Origin of the sequence: Bradyrhizobium sp. WSM1417 (genome assembly GCF_000515415.1) — a bacterium.
Lineage (GTDB): Bacteria > Pseudomonadota > Alphaproteobacteria > Rhizobiales > Xanthobacteraceae > Bradyrhizobium.
The window spans coordinates 5,761,032-5,781,794 of the sequence record NZ_KI911783.1 but is presented as its reverse complement, the minus strand read 5'-3'; the positions used below and the strand labels follow the sequence as shown (position 1 = coordinate 5,781,794).

Sequence of the window (20,763 nt, the reverse complement as noted above, 5' to 3'; positions counted from 1 at the left end):
GCCAAAGCGGGGGCGCGGCACGAACTATTCCGGGCAACGCTCTTTAACTGGTCGCAAGGCGGCTCTACATGCGTTTGCATGGAAAATGCACGCGCCGGCCGTTTCGCGCCAACCGCCCTGATGCTCGGCAATCTCGTCACCGGCTGCTCGGTCTTGGCACCGGCCGGCATGCTGCCGGAATTGGCCACGGGGCTCGACGTCAGCATCCGCGCAGCCGGGCTCCTGATCACCTTCGGCGCCATCATCCTGTGCATCGGCTCGCCGCTGACGGCCTGGCTCACCAGCCGGATCGAGCGCCGGATGCTGCTCGCCACGACGCTGGCGGTGCTCGCTTTTGGCAATCTGGCCTCGGCCTTTGCGCCCGACTATGCAAGCCTCCTCGTCATCCGCCTGGTGATGCTCGCGGTCGGCGCGCTCTACACGCCGCAGGCCGCCGGTACGGCGGCGTTGATCGTGCCGGTGGAGCGTCGCGGCAGTACGATTGCCTACATCTTTCTCGGCTGGTCGCTCGCTGCCGCCGTCGGCCTGCCGCTGATCACGTTTATCGCCAGCCGCTATGGCTGGCGCGCGGCCTATGGCGGGATCGGCGCACTCGGCTGCGTCAGCTTCCTGCTGTTGCTGATGCGACTGCCGGCGGGCCTGAAGGGGACGCCGGTGGACCTGAAGACCTGGAGCGCGGTCGGTCGCAACAGAACGATCCTGCTGCTGCTTGCGATCACGATGTTGCAGATGTCCGGGCAGTTCGTAGTGTTCACCTTCATGGGGCCGTTGCTCAACAAGCTGACCGGCGCAGGGCCCGATGCGATCGGCATGGTGTTTGCTCTCTATGGCGTTTGCGGCTTCCTCGGCGTTGTCATCGCGACCCGCATCGTCGACACCTCGGGACCCTATCGCACCTCGCTGCTGTTCACCTGGCTGCTGCTTGCGGGAATCACCGGCTGGGCGCTCGGCGCCGGCACGCTCGCGTTGATGGCGGGTGCGGTCGCGATCTGGGGCCTCGGCTTTGCCTCGACCAATTCGATGCAGCAGGTGCGGCTGGTCTCGGCCGCACCGTCGCTGGCATCGGCGACGGTCGCACTCAACACCTCCGTCCTCTATATCGGCCAGGCCGTCGGCTCTGCCGTCGGCGGACTGCTGTTCGCCCGCGAGCTCCTGCATACGCTCGGCTTCGTCGCGGTCGGCTTCGTCGTGCTGGCGCTGATCCTGGTGGTCCTGACCCGGCCCCGGCCGGCAACTGCCGCCCCGGCCTGAGCGGAAGCGTGTCCGTGTGCGCAAGGTGCTTGGCAAACCGCGCGCCGGGAGGCTAGAAGGCCGGTCATGGGGACCAAAGAGGGTTGACTGAGATGAGGATGATTCTGGCGGTTGCCGCGGTGCTCTATTCAGCTTCCGCTTTCGCGCAAGCCGACAAGCCACCAATGATCGGGGACAAGCCGTTGGTGCAGGTCAAGCCCAAAGGGACCAAGGCGGGCACCAAGGCAGGGACCAAGGAGGCTGCGGCCAAGCCGGCTGCGGCGCCGAAGGGCAAGCCGCAATCCATCGCAGCGCGGCTCCAGGCCTGCCTCGATCTAGACGACGGCACCAAGGACCGGCTCAATTGCTACGACGCCGTGATTCCCCCGGCCCCGAAGCCGAAGGCGCCGAAGGCCAAGGGGTACGCCGATTGCCGTTTCTTCAAGGAAGAGGACGAGCGGCTGGCCTGCTTCAACGGCTTTGCCGAGAGCATTCCGAAGCTGCCAAAGAGCTGAGCGACAGACGTACGCTCAGCGAGTCACGTCCAATCAGCGACTCGATGCGGATGACGCGGTAGCTGCGACGCGCGTCAGCGCCAGTGCCGGCGTCGCCGACATCTTCACCAGGACGTCCTTGAGCGGGTCCCGCGTCCACGCTCTCGTCACATAGTCACGATGGCTGATGCCGTCCCCGGTTTCGACGAACACCACGCTGCCCGGACGTAAGGGGCCGTCCATGTCTTCGGTGACGGTGATGCCCTTCTGCCGCAGCGTGCTCATCAGTTCGCGGTCGCGCCGCGCGGTGTAGTGGGTGTAGGAGCTGACGAAGAAGCCGGAGCGGTGGCTCTCGATCCATGAGGCGAACTTGTCCATCTCGCCATAGACGGCGTCGAGCAGCACGACGCCGCGGACGCGGTCGCTGATGCCGCCGACCTCGAGACTCCAGGCCGTCGGCAGGAAGCCGCCGCTGTAGCCGACGATCACGATCGGCATGTTGGCGAAGGCGCGGGCGCTGTTGGGATCGCCGGTGAGGCGAGCGAGATGGTTCGCCGACTCGTCGATGAAGCGCTTGAGGCCGCCGGCCTGCCAGAATTTTCCTGCGCTGGAATCGGCGGCATCGACCGCCATCTGCGGTGCGAGCAGGATGGCATTGGCGCCGGAATCGGTGATCTGTTGCGGTACCAGCTGGCGGTCGCGCACATCGCGCTCGAGTGTCGCGCCATTGCCGTGGAAGAACACCACGATCACGCCTGGCTTCCGCACGTCGAAATGTTCGGGCACGTGCATCAGGACGCGATTATCGTTGTAAGTCTCGTCCTGCCAGAAGACGCGCCCGGAATAGCTGCGGTGGCCGCGGCGGTCGCCCTTGGAGATGTTGAGGAACGGCGCGTCGGAGGCGGGGTTGTTGCCGAAATAAGGGAAGGCTGACGACTTCATGCTGACGAGCGTCGTCAGATCCTCGCGCGGCGGACGCTGGTAGGGGGCCTGCGGCGCGAGCGAAGCGACCTTGTAGGGCGCCTGCTCCGGCTGCTGCTGCACCGCGTGCTTGGGCGAGAAGTCCGACATCTGCCGTTGCAGAAAACCCTCGCTCGCGGATGGGAAGCGCTCCCTGAACTGGGGAGCCGGGAAGCGATCCTCGAACGTGTCGCTGCTTGCTAGCTGGTTTGTTTTCGCAACGACCTGGACGTTGGGTTGGGCGTTGCCTTGGACGTTGGCCTGCGAGTTCGCCGCGAGCGCTGCCGGATTGGGCGCCTTGCCGCATTGAACCAGGGTCAGCGGCAACGGCACCAAGACTGAGATCAGAGCGGTCCGAAGCGCACGACCGCGCGCGCCGGACGTGGTCCGGTCGGCGCGGATGTAAGCTCTCGGTTTCGGAACGGCCCCGACCATTCACCCATGACCCCAAGTCATGACCACAAGTCCATCGGCAATCATTAAGGCAATTGAGCCGATGGGCGTTTAGGCGACGTTAAGTGTCCGGAGAAACTTCCCCACATCCGGAACGCTCAAAGGGACCACGCAATCGTGTCCTGATTGTGGGGGACGGGAGCGGGATGTCCCGGTGTTTACGAAGCTTTATTGCCCGGATCATGGATTAATGGTGCAGAGTACCGAAGTGGCCCCGCCTCATTTAACCCTTGTTAACCCTGCTTGAATTGACTGGACCGAGCTGCACGATGCTTCCCACGAGGCGTGACGCCTGAGGTTGAGGACGGCCATGACGGCATCAGATGCGGGTACTGCACCCTGGACCGGCCGGCTGACCGGAAGCGGGTCGGGGGTCTCCGTTCTGGTCGCAACCGCCATCGTCGTGGCCGACATGATCGGGGTCGGCGTCTTCACCAGCCTCGGCTTCCAGGTCAAGGACATCCCCTCGGGCTTCTCGATCCTCCTGCTGTGGACCGTCGGCGGCATCGTCGCGCTATGCGGGGTATTCTCCTACAGCGAGCTCGGCGCGATGTTTCCGCGCTCGAGCGGCGAATACAATTTTCTCGGCCGTGCCTATCACCCCGCCTTCGGCTTTCTCGCCGGCTGGGTGTCGGCAACGGTTGGATTTGCAGCACCCGTCGCGCTCGCCGCGATGGCCTTCGGCGAATACGCCAAATCGGTCATCCCCGGTGTGCCGCCGATCCCGCTTGCCATCGCCGTGGTGTGGCTGGTCTCGCTCGTGCAATTGACCGGCGTCAGGCACTCCTCGACCTTCCAGTTGATCTCGACCATCCTGAAGGTCGTGCTGATCGTTGCCTTCCTGGTTGCCGGCTTCATCGTCGGCGTGCCGCAGCCGATCGCCTTCACGCCGCAGGCGGGCGATCTCGCGCATATCGTCAGCGCGCCTTTCGCGATCGGGCTCGTCTTCGTGATGTATTCGTTCTCGGGCTGGAATGCCGCGACCTACATCATCGGCGAGATGAACATGCCGCAGCGGGACCTGCCGCGCGCGCTGCTCGCGGGCACGCTGATCGTACTCGTGCTGTACGTCGCGCTGAATGCGGTGTTTCTCCATTCGACGCCGGTCGGCGCGCTTGCGGGTCAGCTCGACGTCGCCAGCGTCGCCGGCAGCGCGATCTTCGGCAATCTCGGCGGGCGGATCGTCGGCGCGATGATCTGTTTCGGCCTGATCTCCTCGATCAGCGCGATGATGTGGATCGGCCCGCGCGTGATGATGACGATGGGGGAGGATATTCCGGCGCTGCGCGTGTTCTCGCGGAGATCGGTCCGCGGCGCGCCCGCCTATGCCATCCTGTTTCAGCTCGCCGTCGCCAATCTGCTGCTGTTCACGCGCAGCTTCGAGGCCGTGCTCGACTTCATCCAGTTCGCGCTGCTGTTCTGCTCGTTCTTCACGGTCGCCGGCGTCATCAAGCTGCGCATCACGGATCCCGATTTGCCGCGGCCCTATCGTGCCTGGGGATACCCGTTCACGCCGCTCGTTTTCCTGCTCGTGACCGCCTTCATGATGTACTATTTGTTGACCGAGCGGCCCGTGCAATCGCTGTCGGGGATGTTCGTCATGCTCTCGGGCCTGTTGATTTACGCTGTTTTCCGCAGGCGGCCGGTCGCCGCTGGCACTTCATGACATTGCGAATAGACATGTCTCGACCCATGAGAATTGCGGCCGTCGCTCTCGCCTTGCTGGCTGCGGCCGTCTCGTTCGCACGTGCCGCCGAGGCAACCTTCGACGACACCGCGCGCTTCCTCGCGGGCATGCAGCCTTCGGCGGATTCGCCGCTGGTGCCGCTCACAAAGGACCCGGCTTGGCAGCGCCACGCAAAGTTCTTCGACGGCGCCTTCGCTCAGCTCGAGCAGCGGCAGCTCTCGAAGATCCGCAACTGGGCCGACGTCAATCTGGCGGCGCCCAGGCCGACCATGTTTTATTTGTTCAGCGGTCCCGACTTCCTCTATGCCAACGCCTTCTATCCCAAGGCCAGCACGTACGTGCTCGGCGCGCTGGAGCCGGTCGGTGCGGTGGCTGACCTGACGCGCTTGCCGCGCGGCTCGGTCGGCGCCGCGCTCTACAATGTCGAGCGCTCGCTCGGCTCGATCCTGAGTTTTTCCTTCTTCATCACCAAGCAAATGAAGGTCGACCTGCACACCAACCAGGTCAACGGCACATTGCCGATCCTCTATGTCTTTCTCGTCCGCTCCGGCAAGACCATCCGCAATGTTGAGATGGTCGCACTCGACGACAAGGGCGGGATGCATGTCGGCAACGACAATCCAGGACCGAATGCGACGCGCGGCGCCCGCATCACCTTTGCAGGTCCCGACGGCGAGGCGCGCACGCTGTACTATTTCGCGACCGATCTCTCCAATTCGGGTGCACGTGCGGCAGGGTTCCTGAAATTCTGCGAGACGCTCGGCCCCGGCAACAGCCTGATCAAGAGTGCGTCCTATCTGCTGCACTCCGGCAACTTCACCGTCGCGCGCGATTGGTTGCTGGCTAACAGCGCGACCATCGTCCAGGACGATTCCGGCATTCCGCTTTCGAGCTACAATTCGCGGCAATGGCGGTTCTTCCCGTTCGGCCGCTATCTCGGACCGATCGGCGAATTTCCCGGCCGCTACCAGGAACGCTACGCCACGCTGTTCACGCGCGCCCAGCCGATCGACTTCGGCGTCGGTTACCGTTGGCGGATGCACGAGTCGAACTTGCTGCTGGCGGTGAAGGTGCCGGGAAGCGAGCCGGCGCCGGGCGCGGAGACCACCTCGTCCGCCGAGCCGCCGCCCAAACCGCCGCGTCCGAAGCGGCCACGTCCGCCCGAGCCGGTCCCGCCGCCACCCGGACGCTTTTTCTGGTCCCGCTGATTACCAGTGCACGCTCTGGCTCGGCACGATGAACGCCGTCGTGCTAGGCGGCGTGGCAAGACTCGTCGCCAAATACCAGCCGGAGCCGACCACGAGTACCAGCAGGGCGATGATGGCGAGCATGTCGAGGGTTCTGGGATCGTGGCCTCTCGAACCACCCCGGGAATCCGGTCCAGACCTGAAATGAAAATGGGGGCTGATTTTCCAGCGCATTGTTGTTTCCTCCCGCGGGAGCATCACATCAACGCGAGGGGAGAGTTTCGGTTCCACTCAAGGTAGCGACGGGTGAGGCGCCGCATCATTCTCAGGATGCGTTGACGCCGCGCCAACGGCCGTAGCGCCAAGGCAGATACCAGCGCGAAGCTTGCGGTGTGGTGAGGGGCACGTTGTCGATCCCCGAGGTGCCGAACGGGTTGCAGCGGAGCAGGCGCGCGAGCGTCATCCAGCCGCCGGCCCACAGCCCGAATCTTTCGATCGCCTCGTCGCCATAGACCGAGCAGGTCGGCAGGTGCCGGCAATTGTAGCCAACCAGCGGCGAGAGCGTGTGGCGGTAGAGCCAGATCAGCGCGCGGCCGAATCTGCGTGGAAGCCGGCGCGCGCCCGCGACGGGGTTGGAGCAGTGCTCGCAGGCTGATTGCTTCATGGGCGCTTTGCTGAGATCGTGGGCGAGGTTCTGCGCGGTTCCGGCGCAGGGAACTGTAAGCTGTTGTTTGTACGTCATATTTTGCGTGCTTTTTGGGAGCAGTGCAGCAAGTGCCTATGGACGAGCTGTATTCCCCCGGATACCATTTTTGTGACGTTCATGTGAGACTCATTGGAACGTCGGAACGGGGCTTGGCTGAGTCGGCTCGCCGTAAGGCTCGGGCTAAAGCTTGGGACTTGGGGAAGGGACCAGTTTGAAACTTCTGAAGGCGCTCAAACTTCGCGGCTGGTTGCTGGTGGGAACCGCTGCTTGTGGAGTCGTGCTGGCTGGCGCCGTCGCGACGCTCGGGTCGTCGGCCCGGGCCGGTGTTGCCCTTGAAGAGCGCAAGCTGCCGATGAAGTTCGGCTGGGTCGCCTGCGAGCCGAATTGCCGCGGGTGGGTCAGTGCGGTCGGCATCATCACCGCCGATACGCCCAGGGATTTCGAGGAATTTTCCCGTGGACGCCAGCTCGGCGGCGCGACCGTGGTGCTCGATTCCAGCGGCGGTTCGGTCAACGACGCGATCACGCTCGGCCGGCGCTTCCGCAATCTCGGACTTCTGACCACGGTCGGCATCAGCCTTCAGAACCGCGGCGGGCAGTCGGTCCGTCCGGCGGTCGCTCCGGAGGCCTATTGCGAATCCATGTGCGTGTTCCTGTTGCTGGCCGGAAAGAAGCGCTACGTGCCGGAAGCGGCCCATGTCCGGGTTCACCAGATCTGGATGGGCGATCGCGCCGACGATGCCAAGGCCGCGAGCTACAGCGCGCAGGACCTGATGATCGTGGAGCGCGACATCGGCCGGCTCGCCAAATACACGTTCGACATGGGCGGTGCCGGCGACCTGCTGTCGCTCGCGCTCAGCGTCCCGCCCTGGGAAGATTTGCACGAACTCGATGCAGGCGAGCTCAAGCTCACCAATCTTGTGACGACGGATCTCGTGGCCGACGTGCTGCCGCATGTCGACATCTCCGCGCCGGCAATGGCGGAGCTTGCACCGAAGACCCAGGCAAGGTTCGGTGCGGAACCGGAGCAGCCCGCCAAGTCGACCAAGACGGCGGAAGCTCTGGTGCCGACGGGCGGCGTCGCCACGCCGGTTGCGGCGGCGCAGAAGTAGCCTCGAATTTCTGTTTCATTTCCCGGGCCCACCGACGAGCCCGGATCGGCTTCCGGACTCAGCCTTGCGCCGCAGCCGGCTGCTTCGCCTTCGCCTCAATCTGGCCAATGGCATCGACCACGGCATCGAAGGTCAGGAGCGTCGAGGCGTGGCGCGCCTTGTAGTCGCGGACCGGCTCGAGGAACTTGATCTCTGCCCATTTGCCTTCAGGAGGCGCGCCGTTCTCCTTCAGCATCTTGCGAACAGTTTCGCGTAACTCACGGAGTTCGCTCGCAGTCGATCCGACGATCTGACTTGCCATGATGGATGAAGAAGCCTGTCCCAGCGCGCAGGCCTTCACGTCATGGGCGAAGTCGGTGACCTTGTCGCCCTCCATCTTGAGGTCGATCTTGACGGTCGAGCCGCACAGCTTGGAGTGGGCGGTGGCGGTGGCATCGGGATTCGACAGCCGTCCGAGCCGCGGAATATTCCCGGCCAGTTCGATGATCCGCTTGTTATAAATGTCGTTCAGCATGTGATGGAGTCCAGCAGGATCGGCCTTGGCGTGCGCCGTCCACGGCCTTATATAGGGTCGGAACTGGCGGAAAAACAGTCCAGCGCTGCAGCGATGGTGTGATCCAGAACCGTGCTGCCGGCGTTAATTTGAAGACCTTTTCGCCGAAACTGTTCTCTCAGGCGTCCGGCGGTTCGCCGCCCCGTCTGCCGGTGACACTCCGGCCGCAAGGCCGTCGAACGGAGTAGACATGGACGCTACCATCAAATCCATCCGCCCCAACAAGCCCTCCGACCGGCAGCCCGAGGGCCGTCCGGCGGAGCTTGATCCTTCCGAATTCCTTGCGGCTGCCGTCCGCGCCGACCAGCCGCGCCCCGCGCGCGCCGAGGCCGAGCAGGCGGTGAAGACGCTGCTCGCCTATATCGGCGAGAACACCAACCGCGAGGGCTTGCTCGACACGCCGCGCCGCGTGGTCGAGGCTTTCGACGAACTCTATCAGGGCTACCACCAGTGCCCGGCCGAGGTGCTCGATCGCACCTTCGGCGAGACCGCCGGCTATGATGATTTCGTGCTTGTTCGCGACATCGAGTTCACCTCGCAATGCGAGCATCACATGATGCCGTTCTACGGCAAGGCGCACATCGCCTACACGCCGGTCGAACGCGTGGTCGGATTGTCGAAGCTTGCGCGCCTCACCGACATCTTCGCCCGCCGGCTGCAGACCCAGGAGCACATGACCGCGCAGATCGCGGCGGCGATCGACGAGATCCTCAAGCCGCGCGGTGTTGCCGTGCTGATCGAGGCCGAGCATACCTGCATGTCGGTGCGCGGCGTCGCCAAGCATGGCGCCTCCACCTTCACCAGCCGCTTCACCGGCATGTTCCGCGACAATCCGGCGGAGCAGGCTCGTTTTCTGTCCCTGGTGCGAGGCCTGCAGCGCTGACCTCGCGAATAGACCGGCGAGGGCACTGTGTTTGCTCACTCCCATGAAACCGAGGAAGGTCTCGCCTTCCTTCCCAGATTCGACGCGGCCGGGCTCGTGACGGTCGTCGCCACCGACATTGTCACCGGCGACGTGCTGATGGTCGCGCACATGAATGACGAGGCGCTGCGCAAGACCATCGCGACCGGCGAGGCTTGGTACTTCAGCCGCTCGCGCAATGCCTTGTGGCGAAAAGGTGAGACCTCAGGTCAGAGCCAGCGTGTGGTCGAGATCCGCACCGATTGCGATCAGGACGCGGTCTGGATCCGGGTCGAGCAGATCGGCGCAGCGTGTCACACCGGCCGCCGATCCTGCTTCTACCGCAAGGTCGAAGCCGAAGACGGCGGCGCCAGGCTTGTCTTCGCCGATGCGGACAGGCTGTTCGATCCGGACGCGGTGTACAAGAAATAGTCCTTCCGTCCTGCGGAGGTGCTGGCCCGAATTAACCCCGCATTAACCATGCCTGTCCCACGGTGAGACGACAGGGCGCCGAATTGCCGGCGCCACTCAACGCCGTGCGGGGCGGGCACTTCATCATGTCGGTCGACAATTCCAGTGCCCCACAGACGGCGGTTCTCGATCCGTCGCGGGCGCGCGTCGCCGGCGCAATCAATCAGGTCTCGAACCGGACCGGCGTCAGCTTCCAGTACATGCTGACCACCGCCAAGATGGAATCGGATTTCGATCCCACGGCCGGTGCCACCACATCGTCAGCGCATGGGCTCTACCAGTTCATCGACCAGACCTGGCTCGGCACGGTGAAGGAAGCGGGCACCCAGCTCGGTTATGGCAACTATTCCGACGCCATCACCAGAACGTCTTCGGGCACCTACACTGTCGATGATCCCGCGATAAAGCGCTCGATCATGAAGCTGCGTGACGATCCGGAGGCCGCCTCCAGCATGGCGGCTGCGCTGACGCAATCGAACAGCTTCAAGCTCACCGGCCTGCTCGGCCGCAGGCCATCCGACAGCGAACTCTATATGGCGCATTTCATGGGCGTCGGCGGGGCCGCGAAACTGATCGCCAATGCCGAGGACAATCCGCAAGCGGTCGGCGCGCGGTTGTTTCCCAACGCGGCGTCCGCCAATCGCTCGATCTTCTATGCCAAGGACGGCCGCGCGCGCAGCGTCTCCGAGGTCTATTCGGTGCTGGATGCACGCTACGCCAGTGCGGCAAATTCGAAAACCACCCGCAGCGCGATGGCGATGTACGGCGGCACGCCGTCGACCACGCAGGTCGCGAGCGCCAACGGCGTACAGCCTGCCGCGCCGCTGATCGACAATGCCGCGTATCTCCAGACCTTTCCGAACACGCGCGCGGTGACGCCGGTCGGCGCGACAGCGCCAATGACGGTCGCGGACAATGCACCGAGCACGCCGGTGTTTCGCTCGATCTATCAGCCCGGCGACACCACCCAGCCGGTCTCGACGACCGTGCAGAAATTGTGGGGCAACAATGCCTCGCTCACCTCGGTCGCACCCGCGACCACGGTCGCACCCGTGACCACGGTCGCACCCGCGACCTCGGCCGCATCGGCGACGCCCGATGACCGGCCGCCCCGGCCGCTTGATCTTTTCAGCGATCGCAGCGGCACGTTCTCAAGCTAATACGCACTCCCGTGTCTCGGAAACGTCGCAGCGTGAACGCTGCGCGCAGGTCCCGGCGCGTGAACGGGCCGCCTTTGTTCCCTTAACAAAACGTCAATAAAACCAGCCAGTTATGGTGAACGCTTTGTTAAGCGTCGTGGTTTATTTTGTGTTGCAGGTGACAAGCCGTCACCGCTTCGTCTTCGTTGCGTAAGCCGGAAGCACCATGATTGTTCGGCAGTTCATCAATTGGATCAGGACGGCGCCCGCTGGCGAGCGGGCCGAGGCGACGCGGGCGCTGGCCCGGGCCTGGCTGATCTCAGACCTTTCCCATGACGACCGTATTGCCGCTGAAGGCGCGCTTCTGATGCTGCTCGACGATCCCTCGCCGCTGGTGCGGCAGGCGATGGCCGAGGCGTTTGCGCGCAGTTCCGAGGCGCCGGCGTCGATCGTGCGGGCGCTGTCGGCGGACCAGCCGACCGTCGCGTTGCCCGTGCTCGAACATTCTCCGCTGCTGATCGACGCCGATCTGGTCGACATCGTCGCGACCGGCAACGACGAGGTGCAGTGCGCGGTCGCCCGCCGCATCGCGCTGCCGGTATCGGTCTGCGCCGCCATTGCCGAAGTCGGCTGTGCGGCCGCAGCGCTCGAGCTGATCGAAAATTCTCATGCCGAGCTTGCGCCATTCTCCTGGGATCGCATCGTCGAGCGTCACGGCCATCTCGCCGCGATCCGCGAGGCGATGCTGGTGCTGGAGGATCTGCCGTCCGCAACGCGCGCCGCGCTGGTGGCAAAACTCTCGGAGACGCTGGCTCAATTCGTCGTCGCCCGGAACTGGCTGACTGCTGATCGCGCCGAGCGCATCGCGACCGAGGCGCGCGACCGCTCCACCATGAACATCGCGGCGCGCTCGCGCGGCGAAGACATGGAAGGGCTTGTTCGGCACCTGCGCATCACCGGCCAGCTCACCGCGGGTCTCATTCTGCGCGCGCTGTTGTCGAGCAATCTGGACCTGTTCGATGCGGCGCTGGCCGAACTCGCCGAGCTGCCGCGGACGCGCGTATCCGCGCTGCTGCACGATCGCGGCGGCAACAGCCTGCAGGCGCTGCTCCGCCGCGCCGGGCTTCCCGAGGCGACGTTTGCGGCCTTCCAGGTCGCCCTCGATGCTTGCCACGAGCAAGGCTTCGTCGACAGCGACGACAATGCGGCGCGGCTGCGCCGCCGCATGGTCGAGCGCGTGCTCACCCATTGCGAGACCGACCGCGGCGCGACCGAGCCGCTGATGGTCCTGCTGCGCCGCTTCGCCACCGAATCCGCGCGCGAAGAGGCAAGGCTGTTCTGCGACGAGCTGGTCGCGGAGGAGGCGGTTTATCCGGTCTATGACGATCTGATCGCGGCCTAATTCGATATCCGAGATAGAGCAGGTCGAAACCGCAAACTCCGTCATTGCGAGCGTAGCGAAGCAATCCAGAATCCCTCCGCGGGGACGGTCTGGATTGCTTCGCTGCGCTCGCAATGACGAAAGGAAAGAGCTACCCCGCCGGCGCGATGCTCGGCGCCAGGATGACCTCGAGATGCTCGGGGCGGTCGCGGTTGGCGTCGGCAAGATAGTCGTCGGCGACCTTGCGCAGGCGTCGGCTCAACTCGGCGGAGACGCTGATGCTGTCGAGTTTGGTGTTCTCGTGCACGATGGCGAGGATGGCATTGATGTGGTGCGTGAACAGCTCGGCCGGAACCTTCTCGAGATCGGGCGCGTGCTCGATGACGCGGCACAGGCTCTCCGCTACGCCCGCTGCCGCCGGATAGCCGAAGGTTGCAGCATCACCCTTGATGTCGTGCGCGGCTCGAAACAACTCGTCGCGCCTGTCCTTGGTGAAGCCGTCGTGCCGGATGGCGACGTAGGCGGCCGACAGCCGGTTGATCTCGGTCGCCATCCAGTCCTTGAACTCGCCGGCGAGGCCCGCGAGCGCCTGTTCGGCGCGGCCGACCGGATCGTCCATGTCCTTGTCTTCGACGCGGCGTAGGACCGACCGCAGTGGGTTGGGCTGCGTGATGATTTGATGCGTGGCGAAGGCCGTGATCTCGATGTCTCTTGCGCTGTTCTTCGCCATGATATCGGCCTCGATCGTGAGAGACGTTGCGCTAGATGGAGGAGCGGGCCTTGTCGAGCAGCGAGGGCTGTTGCAGCACCTCGTGCTTTTCGCCGACGCGACGCTCGGGGCCCATATAGGCGGAGTTGATGTTGCGGCGCCGGTCCGGGCCGAAATAGGTCTTGGTCTTGATGAAGGGGCGGGGACTGGCGACCACGTTGAGGATGCGCTGGTAGAGCCCTTTGGCCGAGATCGGCTTGGCCAGGAATTCGGTGACGCCGGCGTCGCGCGCCACCGTGACGCGGCGCTTCTCGGAATGGCCGGTCAGCATGATGATCGGCGCGTAAGGATTGCCCTTGGATTCCGGCTGGCGGATCATCTGCGCCAGCTCGAGCCCATCGAAGATCGGCATCGCCCAGTCGGTGATGACGATGTCGGGCACGTAATGGCTGTACATTTCCAGCGCCGTGGCGCCGTCCTCGGCCTCGTAGACTTCACGCGCGCCAAAGGAATGCAGCAGCGTTCGCAGGATGCGGCGCATGTGCGGATTGTCGTCGCAGACGAGGAAACGCAGCTTGTTGAAATCGATGCGGAACATGGAGCCCGGGCCGGAGCGGTCAACTTTCGTTAACCATATCTCGCCGGGGGTTAATGAAGGGTTGCGATCGGCAGTCCGGCGAGGCGGCTCAGGAGCCGAACTGCTCGCGCAGAATGCGCTCTTCCAGGCTGTGACCGGGATCGAACAGCATGCGCATCGAGATGGTCCTGTCGGACAGCACCTCGACGCGGCGGACGTCGCGCACCTCGTCATGGTCGGCGACCGCCGCCACGGGACGCTTGTCGCCCTCCAGCACCTCGATCACGACATAAGCCGTGTTCGGTAGCAGCGCGCCGCGCCAGCGTCGTGGGCGGAAGGCGCTGATCGGCGTCAGCGCGAGGAGCGCGGCGTTGATCGGCAGGATCGGCCCCTGGGCGGACAGATTGTAGGCGGTCGAGCCGGCCGGCGTTGCCACCATGATGCCGTCGGCGATCAGCTCGGACATGCGCTCGCGCTCGTCGATCAGGATCCGCAGGCGCGCGGCCTGGTAGGTCTGCCGGAACAGGGCGACCTCGTTGATGGCGTGATGCAGGTGGACGCGGTCGTTGGCGTCGGTCGCGCGCATCAGGAGCGGGTGGATCTCGGATTCCTGCGCGGCCTCGAGACGGGCCCGAAGATCGACCGTCGAGTACTCGTTCATCAGGAAGCCGACGGTGCCTCGGTGCATGCCGTAGATCGGCTTGCCCGTATGCATGTGCTGATGCAGCGTCTGGAGCATGAGCCCGTCGCCGCCGAGCGCGACCACGATGTCGGCGTCCTTCGGATCGCAATTGCCGAAGTCCCTGGTGAGCTGGCCAAAGGCGGCTTGCGCCTCGCTGCTCGGGCTGGCGACGAAGGCGATCCGGTCGTATCGCGCTGGCTTGGTCATGGCTTCCGGGCAGGGCCGCTGGCTGGAGAAAGTTCCGCCGGGCTCGTCTAACGATCTCGACCCCGATTGTCGAGGATGACCGCCCTTCACAGCAGACCGGCAACTGCCCATTCCGATTTGAGCACGAAACCGGCTTGATTTGTGCCCAACCGGGCTCTTCAGGCGCCGCTGGAGCCATGATCCCCCAAACCGTCGCAATTCCGCGCTAGCCTTGCGGTCCGCACCGGCGGTCGTCGCCGGGCAGGGAGAACAATCATGGCCACGAATATGCCGGCGCTCCGCCGCGCGACCCTGGTGCTGGCGGTGTCGGCATTCGCGCTCGCAGGATTGGCGCGCGCCGACGATCCGCCGCAGCCACGCGCCGAGGCGGTGGCAGCAGCCGGACAGAAGGGCGGTCGCGGCGGCGCACAAAGCGCGTCGCAGAATTCATCGTCAGCCGCCGAGCCGCACCGTCTTCCGTCGGATTCGACCACGAAGCAGACGCTCGATCTTCCCGGCCGCACCCTCAATTTCGCAGCGACCGCCGGATCGATCCGCGTGTTCGACGGCAAGGGCGAGCCGGTGGCCGACATCGCCTATACATCCTATGAGCTCGATGGCGCCGACCGGGCGACGCGCCCCGTGACGTTCTTGTTCAATGGCGGGCCCGGTGCGTCCTCGGCATGGCTTCAGTTCGGCGCGGCCGGGCCGTGGCGGCTGCCGCTCGATGGCGAAGCGCTGTCGCCGTCCGCCTCGCCTGAGGTGAAGCCGAATGCGGAGACCTGGCTCGATTTCACCGATCTCGTCTTCATCGATCCCGTCAGCACCGGCTACAGCCGCTTCGTCGCGACCGGCGATGACGCGCGCAAATCGTTCTACTCCGTCGACGGCGACGTCAATTCGATCGCGTTGGTGATCCGCCGCTGGCTCGAGAAGCACGACCGGCTGACCTCGCCAAAATACGTCGCCGGCGAAAGCTATGGCGGCATTCGCGGGCCGAAGGTGGTGCGCCAGTTGCAGCTCCAGCACGGCGTCGGCGTCAGGGGATTGATCCTGGTGTCGCCGCTCCTCGACTTTCGCGAGTTCACCGGCACCAGCCTCCTGCAATATGTCGCGACGCTGCCGAGCTATGTCGCGGCGGCGCGTGAGGCGAAAGGCCCGGTCAAGCGCGCCGATCTCGCCGACGTCGAGGCTTACGCGCGCGGCGAATTCCTGGCCGATCTCGTCAAGGGCGAGGCGGACAAGGAGGCCACCAATCGTCTTGCCGACAAGGTCGCCGAGCTCACCGGCATCGACCAGGCGGTGAGCCGCCGGCTTGCCGGCCGCTTCGACGTCGGCGAATTCCGCCGCGAATTCGACCGCAAGAACGGCAAGGTGACGGGGCGCTACGATGGCTCGGTACGCGGCTTCGATCCCTATCCGGATTCGAGCAGCTCGCGGTTCGGTGATCCCTCCGGCGATGCGCTGCAAGCGCCGCTGACGAGTGCTGCGGTTGACCTGTTGACACACAAGCTCAACTGGCGGCCAGACGGCTCCTACGAGGTGTTGAACGGCGCCATCGAAGGCCACTGGGATTTCGGCCGCGGCATCAACCCGCCGCAGTCGGTCTCCGAGCTGCGCCAGATCCTCGCCACGGATGCGAAGCTGAACGTGCTGGTCGCGCACGGCCTGTTCGATCTCGCCACGCCCTATTTCGGATCGAAGCGGGTGCTCGACCAGTTGCCAGCCTTCGCAACACAGCGGGTCAAGTTCGTGGTCTATCCCGGCGGCCACATGTTCTATTCGCGCGACGGCTCGCGCCAGGCCCTTCGGAGCGAGGTCGAGACTCTCATTCGGGAGTAGACCGTCGCTTGCGCGGCTTGTATCTCCGCGCGATCTCGCGGGCCACGACGGCCGCAGGCTTGATATTGGCGCCCGCGATCCAGACGTCGCTGACCTTGCCGCGCTTGTTGCGGACGCGGCGCACCGGCTCGCCGTGGCTGGAATGGCCGGCGGCCCAGGCGAGCTTGCCGGTGTCACGGCCGGTGACCTCGATCTCGCCGGCATCCATGAACGGGTTGTTCAACTGGGGATTGGCGACCAGCACGCGGTTGCCCGCGGGCACCAGATCGGTCGCGCCCCAGATCGTCCACCAGCGCCCGGTCCAGTCGCGCACGCGGCGGTCGGGTGCTCCACGGGTCTGGAAGACGCGCAGGATCTGCATCGCGCCGTCCATCCAGAACGGCGCCGCGCCGTCGATGGAGTTGCTGATGATGCTGATCGCGAGCTCGCAGGCGGGGATGGAGCAGGTCCGGGAGATGTAGCCCTGGAAGTGGCCGCCATGGCCGAACCAGTCCCAACCGTCGAGCTTGCCGGCGTTGATACCCAAGCCGTAATAGCCCTCGAAACTCTGCGGGATGCGCCAATGATGCCGCGTCATTTCGCGGCGACTTGCGGCCGATAGCACGCTCTTTTTCGCATTGGGCGCGAGCTGCGCGAAGAAGCGCGCCGTGTCGGCGGCGGTGGCGGCGAAGCCCGTGGCGGAGGCCATCGCGTGGGTGGGATTGTCGCCGGGGATCACGCATCGCTCCCCGTACGGCACCCTTCGTGTGTGGCCGCGCGCGAACGGCGCACCTTTGGGAAGCGGCGCGTCCGGCTCGGTCTCGCGCAGGCCCGTGGGTTCGATGATCTCGCGCTTCATCCAGGCGCGGTAAGGCTCCTTGGTCACGGCCTCGATGACGAGACCGAGCAAGCCAAAACCGTGATTGGAATATTTGAAGCGTGTGCCCGGCTCGATTACGGTCGGCAGCTTCAATTCCGCGAGCAGCTCGCTCGCGTCGAGATAGGGACGGCTGTCGATGAACTGGCCGGAATCGGCGCCGTCGCGCGTCAGTCCTGCGCTGTGCGACAGCACTTGCGCGATCGTCGTTTCGGCGACGCGCGGATGCAGGCCGGCGACATATTGGCCAATGGGATCGTCGAGCCGGAGCTTGCGCTGCTCGCGCAGCTTCATGATGCCGGCCGCGGTAAAGCTCTTCGAGTGCGAGGCGATGCGGAAGCGGTGGCGCGGGGTGAGCTTCTCGCCGGTGTCGAGATTGGCGAGGCCGAACGCATGCTCGGCAACGATTTCGCCGCGATGGGCGAACGCGATGACGACGCCCGGCTGCTGGATTGTGGTGTGCTGGAATTCGATCCAGGAGCCGATGTAGTCGATTGCGGATCGCAGCCAATTGTCCATTGCGCACCGATTTGCGAGGGGAGGATTGGTGGGCAAGCTAACCGAGAACGCAGAACGGGCACAACCCTGAGGTTGTGCCCGTTCGTCCCATTCGGAGATGCGATGTTCTTAATAGACGAGAGTCGCTCCGGTCGGCTTGTCGAGCGCGGCGGCGAGCGAACGATATTCGGAGCTGTCGGTGCCGGCGAGCGAGGCGAGCTTGTTGAGGTGATACTGCGCCTGCTCGCGGTTGCCCTGCTCGAGCTGCCAGAGGCCATAATACTGCCAGGTGCGGACGTGGTTCGGATCGTCCTTCAGCGCCAGCTCGTAATAAACTTTCGACGACTGGTAGTCGCCGAGCTTGCGATAGGAGTAGCCGATCAGATTGGCGACGTCGGCGACGTCGTCGCGCTTGAGCGACTTCAGCTGGCCGATCGCACCGTTGTAGTCGTGATTGTCGTAGATCGTGGTGTAGGCGGTGCGATAGGCAGCAAGGAATTTGGGATCGTTGATGGAGGAGCTCTTCTTCTTGCCCTTCTTGGTCGAGGTGTCCGAGGCCGGCGGCGACGAGGGGGTGTCGCCACCTGCGGCATAGGCGCTGGTCAGAGCCGGCCCGGCCGCCAATGTCATGGCGACAAGTCCCGGCACAAGAAGCGTTGAGAGTTTTCGCATCTAAGTTCTCCGGTATGGAACGTGGCGATCCTACACGATTGCCCAAAGACCGGAACACCCATCAGGCGAAAACATTCCCGGCATCCCGGCCTATTCGCCCTGCGGGCAGATGACAAACTTGTCATCCAGATGAACGGGAGCCTGCTGCGGGCTTCAGATTGGGTTCAGTGCGTGCCCCCTAGGCTCCAACCTCCGATCAAAGGGTTGGCGAGAGGGCGCCCGCCTCAAGATCCTTCCAAGAGGAGACCAACCATGTTGAAGCTCATTTCCGCAGCCTTGCTTGCAGCTTCCGTGATCGCAGCCCCGGCCTTCGCAGCCGAGGTCGGCAAGACCACCACGACCACGCCGGTGATCAAGGCGGACCAGGCCCAGACCAAGGTGTCCACCACCGCCGCGAAACCCGACGCCGGCCTCAAGGCCGACGCCAAGGTGGATGCCAAGTCGAAGGCGATGAACGCCAACGCCGCGGTCACACCGGACGCGCACAAGACCGTGCGCACGCATCGCCACCACCACAAGCATCTGTCCGCGAAGAAGTCGCTGACGACGCAGCCGGACGTGACCAAGCCGGCGACGATGGAGAAGCGCAGCTAACCACTGATCCTGCGCGGCGGCGTCCTAGCATTGCCCCTGCCGCCGCGTGAGGAATTCAGGCCCGGCCCGTTCGTCACGCCTTGCGCGAAAGCTCGAGGTGCTGGCGGCGGGCCGGTACTACCATGCTGAAGCCCGCGAGCAACGTCCCAGGTTTGACGGCCGCAAACAAAACCTCGAAAACAACCCCATGCACAGTAGCGGGTCGTAGATAAATCAATGGTTTGACGGGTGGCTCATCTGCGGATTTTACGAAGCCGTTTGACTCGTCGGGCAAAACACCTGTAGACATGCATCATTGCAACCTTGGGGCTGGAACGTCTCCGAGACTGATCGAGCGGAGAGCGTAAGCGGTGCGGCGACGAGCGAAACGCGCAGTGAGCTTGGCGTTGATGCTGGCACTGCCGCTGGTGCTCACGGGATGCTTCGGCAGCGACGGCGACCGTCCGACCCTGATGGACGGGACCCAGGCCGGAGGTCCACAGCCGTTCCCGGATAATTTCCGCGGCGACACGCTGGCCTTGATGCGCAGCTATCTGAACAACCCCGTCGGCGTGCGTGACGCCAGCATGGCCGAGCCGGTGCAGCGCGAAGTCGGCGGTCGGCAGTTCTACGTCAGCTGCCTGCACTTCACCCCACGCGAGACCGACGGCACCTACAAGGCCATGAGGGAACGCGCCGTGATTTTCGTCAACGGCCGGGCGGACCGCGTCGTCGATCGCGCCAGCGAGCTGTGCGCGGGCGCGGTTTACGTACCCTTTCCGGAACTTGAAAAGATGACGCGGTAGCGCAAAGCCCACCTTCATGGCTTGGTGATAGGACAGAGCCCGCCGGAGCTGCCGGATCACATTTCGGGGAGCTTTGAACGAGTGGTTTTGCGTTGCGACTAATCGTTACGGCAGGTTCTGTCTCCGGCGAAAAAAAACCGTCGGCACGAGCCTGCGGGACGGAACAAAATCGCGCTGTTGCCGCTCCGTCACAGTAACGAACGATCAACGTTCCGGCATCGCCGCGAAGCAACCCAATTCACGCCACGTTGTTTCCTGAGTGTCGAATTTGAAAGAACGGGGATGATCATGAGAACGATTTTGCTGGGTGCGGTTGCCCTGCTTGCGCTGGCCGCGCCCGCTGCCGCAGCCGACATGCAGGCGCGGACCTACACCAAGGCTCCGGCCTACACGCCGCCGCAGGTGATCTACAACTGGACCGGCTTCTACATCGGCGGCCATGTCGGCGGCGCCTTTGCCGGCGACAGCAGCTTCCAGTCGAGCGATGCGCGCTTCCTCGGCGGTGTCCAGGGCGGCTTCGACTACCAGTTCGCGCCCAATTGGGTCATGGGTGTCGAGGCGCAGTATTCCTGGCTGCCGACCAACAACAACGGCGGTGCCACGTTCCCGCTGGGCACGCAGGTGACCTCCAATACCGATCAGCTCGGCTCGGTGACCGGTCGCATCGGCTACACCTGGGGTCCGGCGCTGCTTTACGCCAAGGGCGGTTATGCCTGGCGTAATGGCGGCCTTGGCGTCAATATCGCCGGCGTCCCGCAGCCCTTCACCGCGACCGGCAACAGCAAGGACGGCTATACCGTTGGCGCTGGCCTGGAATACATGTTCGCACCGAACTGGTCGGCCAAGGCCGAGTACCAGTACTATAATTTCGGCAGCACGACGATCACCTCCGGTCCGGCTGACGTCGTCGGCGTCCGCGGCCGGGAGGACGAGCATACCGTCAAGGTCGGCGTGAACTACCGCTTCGGCTGGGGCGGTCCGGCAGCCTCGCGCTACTGACGCGCTACCAACGACCACGATCTGACAAAGGCCGGCTTCCGCCGGCCTTTCGTTTGTCGGCTCTGGTTTGCCGGCCTTTTGTTTGCATTG

At 64.6% G+C, this 20,763-nt stretch carries 22 protein-coding genes; 13 read left to right on the top strand and 9 right to left on the bottom strand.

All coding sequences use genetic code 11. The annotated features are described in order from the left end of the window. The first annotated feature begins 78 nt into the window (after positions 1 to 78). Both BRA1417_RS0128420 and BRA1417_RS0128415 read left to right on the top strand, forming a co-directional pair. The gene (locus tag BRA1417_RS0128420) at positions 79 to 1,251 is read left to right on the top strand and encodes an MFS transporter (RefSeq protein WP_027518687.1); all 1,173 of its coding nucleotides are present in this window, start codon (positions 79 to 81) and stop codon (positions 1,249 to 1,251) included. 92 nt (positions 1,252 to 1,343) lie between these two features. After that, positions 1,344 to 1,745, top strand: coding sequence for a hypothetical protein (locus tag BRA1417_RS0128415; RefSeq protein WP_027518686.1), 402 nt, complete (start codon positions 1,344 to 1,346; stop codon positions 1,743 to 1,745). A 33-nt stretch (positions 1,746 to 1,778) separates the two neighbouring features. On the opposite strand, the gene BRA1417_RS0128410 is transcribed toward BRA1417_RS0128415, so the two are convergent. After that, positions 1,779 to 3,119 carry an alpha/beta hydrolase gene (locus BRA1417_RS0128410; protein ID WP_027518685.1) on the bottom strand — a complete coding sequence of 447 codons (1,341 nt, stop codon included), beginning with the start codon at positions 3,117 to 3,119 and terminating at the stop codon, positions 1,779 to 1,781. A gap of 328 nt (positions 3,120 to 3,447) precedes the next feature. On the opposite strand from BRA1417_RS0128410, the gene BRA1417_RS0128405 reads away from it, so the two are divergent. Continuing rightward, positions 3,448 to 4,803, top strand: coding sequence for an APC family permease (locus tag BRA1417_RS0128405; protein ID WP_027518684.1), 1,356 nt, complete (start codon positions 3,448 to 3,450; stop codon positions 4,801 to 4,803). 14 nt (positions 4,804 to 4,817) lie between these two features. After that, on the top strand, positions 4,818 to 6,032 hold the full coding sequence (locus BRA1417_RS0128400; RefSeq protein ID WP_027518683.1) for a hypothetical protein: 1,215 nt from the start codon (positions 4,818 to 4,820) through the stop codon (positions 6,030 to 6,032). On the opposite strand, the gene BRA1417_RS0128395 is transcribed toward BRA1417_RS0128400, so the two are convergent. Then, the gene (locus tag BRA1417_RS0128395) at positions 6,033 to 6,245 is read right to left on the bottom strand and encodes a hypothetical protein (RefSeq protein ID WP_027518682.1); all 213 of its coding nucleotides are present in this window, start codon (positions 6,243 to 6,245) and stop codon (positions 6,033 to 6,035) included. A gap of 91 nt (positions 6,246 to 6,336) precedes the next feature. Continuing rightward, a complete protein-coding gene (gene yidD / locus BRA1417_RS0128390; RefSeq protein ID WP_027518681.1) occupies positions 6,337 to 6,675 on the bottom strand; it encodes a membrane protein insertion efficiency factor YidD in 339 nt (112 codons plus the stop codon). Positions 6,676 to 6,928: 253 nt separating this feature from the next. On the opposite strand from yidD, the gene BRA1417_RS0128385 reads away from it, so the two are divergent. After that, entirely contained in the window at positions 6,929 to 7,828 is a 900-nt protein-coding gene (locus BRA1417_RS0128385; RefSeq protein WP_027518680.1) for a hypothetical protein, read from the top strand. Between the two features lie 58 nt (positions 7,829 to 7,886). Here BRA1417_RS0128385 and BRA1417_RS0128380 read toward each other — a convergent pair whose 3' ends face one another. After that, positions 7,887 to 8,342: an iron-sulfur cluster assembly scaffold protein gene (locus tag BRA1417_RS0128380; RefSeq protein WP_027518679.1), complete on the bottom strand. Its 456-nt coding sequence runs from the start codon at positions 8,340 to 8,342 to the stop codon at positions 7,887 to 7,889. 229 nt (positions 8,343 to 8,571) lie between these two features. On the opposite strand from BRA1417_RS0128380, the gene folE reads away from it, so the two are divergent. From folE to BRA1417_RS0128360, 4 genes are all read left to right on the top strand, one after another. Continuing rightward, positions 8,572 to 9,264, top strand: a complete 693-nt coding sequence (gene folE, locus BRA1417_RS0128375) for a GTP cyclohydrolase I FolE (protein WP_027518678.1) — start codon at positions 8,572 to 8,574, stop codon at positions 9,262 to 9,264. Between the two features lie 27 nt (positions 9,265 to 9,291). Beyond that, entirely contained in the window at positions 9,292 to 9,714 is a 423-nt protein-coding gene (gene hisI / locus BRA1417_RS0128370) for a phosphoribosyl-AMP cyclohydrolase (protein WP_027518677.1), read from the top strand. An 83-nt stretch (positions 9,715 to 9,797) separates the two neighbouring features. Next, positions 9,798 to 10,913: a transglycosylase gene (locus BRA1417_RS0128365; RefSeq protein ID WP_027518676.1), complete on the top strand. Its 1,116-nt coding sequence runs from the start codon at positions 9,798 to 9,800 to the stop codon at positions 10,911 to 10,913. Positions 10,914 to 11,118: 205 nt separating this feature from the next. Continuing rightward, positions 11,119 to 12,294: a DUF2336 domain-containing protein gene (locus BRA1417_RS0128360; protein ID WP_027518675.1), complete on the top strand. Its 1,176-nt coding sequence runs from the start codon at positions 11,119 to 11,121 to the stop codon at positions 12,292 to 12,294. 130 nt (positions 12,295 to 12,424) lie between these two features. On the opposite strand, the gene BRA1417_RS0128355 is transcribed toward BRA1417_RS0128360, so the two are convergent. The 3 genes from BRA1417_RS0128355 to BRA1417_RS0128345 all read right to left on the bottom strand — a co-directional run bounded on the left by BRA1417_RS0128355 (position 12,425) and on the right by BRA1417_RS0128345 (position 14,448). Further along, positions 12,425 to 13,003, bottom strand: coding sequence for an Hpt domain-containing protein (locus BRA1417_RS0128355; protein WP_027518674.1), 579 nt, complete (start codon positions 13,001 to 13,003; stop codon positions 12,425 to 12,427). Between the two features lie 31 nt (positions 13,004 to 13,034). Beyond that, on the bottom strand, positions 13,035 to 13,580 hold the full coding sequence (locus BRA1417_RS0128350) for a response regulator (RefSeq protein ID WP_007611745.1): 546 nt from the start codon (positions 13,578 to 13,580) through the stop codon (positions 13,035 to 13,037). Between the two features lie 88 nt (positions 13,581 to 13,668). After that, positions 13,669 to 14,448, bottom strand: coding sequence for an NAD kinase (locus BRA1417_RS0128345; protein ID WP_007602648.1), 780 nt, complete (start codon positions 14,446 to 14,448; stop codon positions 13,669 to 13,671). Between the two features lie 255 nt (positions 14,449 to 14,703). Here BRA1417_RS0128345 and BRA1417_RS0128340 point away from each other — a divergent pair, with 255 nt between their 5' ends. After that, positions 14,704 to 16,269, top strand: coding sequence for a S10 family peptidase (locus BRA1417_RS0128340; protein ID WP_027518673.1), 1,566 nt, complete (start codon positions 14,704 to 14,706; stop codon positions 16,267 to 16,269). On the opposite strand, the gene BRA1417_RS0128335 is transcribed toward BRA1417_RS0128340, so the two are convergent. Together BRA1417_RS0128335 and BRA1417_RS0128330 are read right to left on the bottom strand one after the other, a co-directional pair. Continuing rightward, positions 16,256 to 17,644: a serine hydrolase gene (locus BRA1417_RS0128335; RefSeq protein WP_027518672.1), complete on the bottom strand. Its 1,389-nt coding sequence runs from the start codon at positions 17,642 to 17,644 to the stop codon at positions 16,256 to 16,258. The two genes, BRA1417_RS0128340 and BRA1417_RS0128335, sit on opposite strands and share 14 nt — an antisense overlap. A gap of 108 nt (positions 17,645 to 17,752) precedes the next feature. Then, the gene (locus BRA1417_RS0128330; protein WP_027518671.1) at positions 17,753 to 18,295 is read right to left on the bottom strand and encodes a lipopolysaccharide assembly protein LapB; all 543 of its coding nucleotides are present in this window, start codon (positions 18,293 to 18,295) and stop codon (positions 17,753 to 17,755) included. A gap of 252 nt (positions 18,296 to 18,547) precedes the next feature. Between BRA1417_RS0128330 and BRA1417_RS45005 the strand changes: the two genes are divergently transcribed. The 3 genes from BRA1417_RS45005 to BRA1417_RS0128315 all read left to right on the top strand — a co-directional run bounded on the left by BRA1417_RS45005 (position 18,548) and on the right by BRA1417_RS0128315 (position 20,673). Further along, entirely contained in the window at positions 18,548 to 18,889 is a 342-nt protein-coding gene (locus tag BRA1417_RS45005) for a His-rich protein BRANT (protein WP_027518670.1), read from the top strand. A gap of 389 nt (positions 18,890 to 19,278) precedes the next feature. Continuing rightward, positions 19,279 to 19,674, top strand: coding sequence for a hypothetical protein (locus tag BRA1417_RS0128320; RefSeq protein WP_027518669.1), 396 nt, complete (start codon positions 19,279 to 19,281; stop codon positions 19,672 to 19,674). 288 nt (positions 19,675 to 19,962) lie between these two features. Then, positions 19,963 to 20,673, top strand: a complete 711-nt coding sequence (locus BRA1417_RS0128315; protein ID WP_027518668.1) for an outer membrane protein — start codon at positions 19,963 to 19,965, stop codon at positions 20,671 to 20,673. Positions 20,674 to 20,763 lie beyond the last annotated feature (90 nt).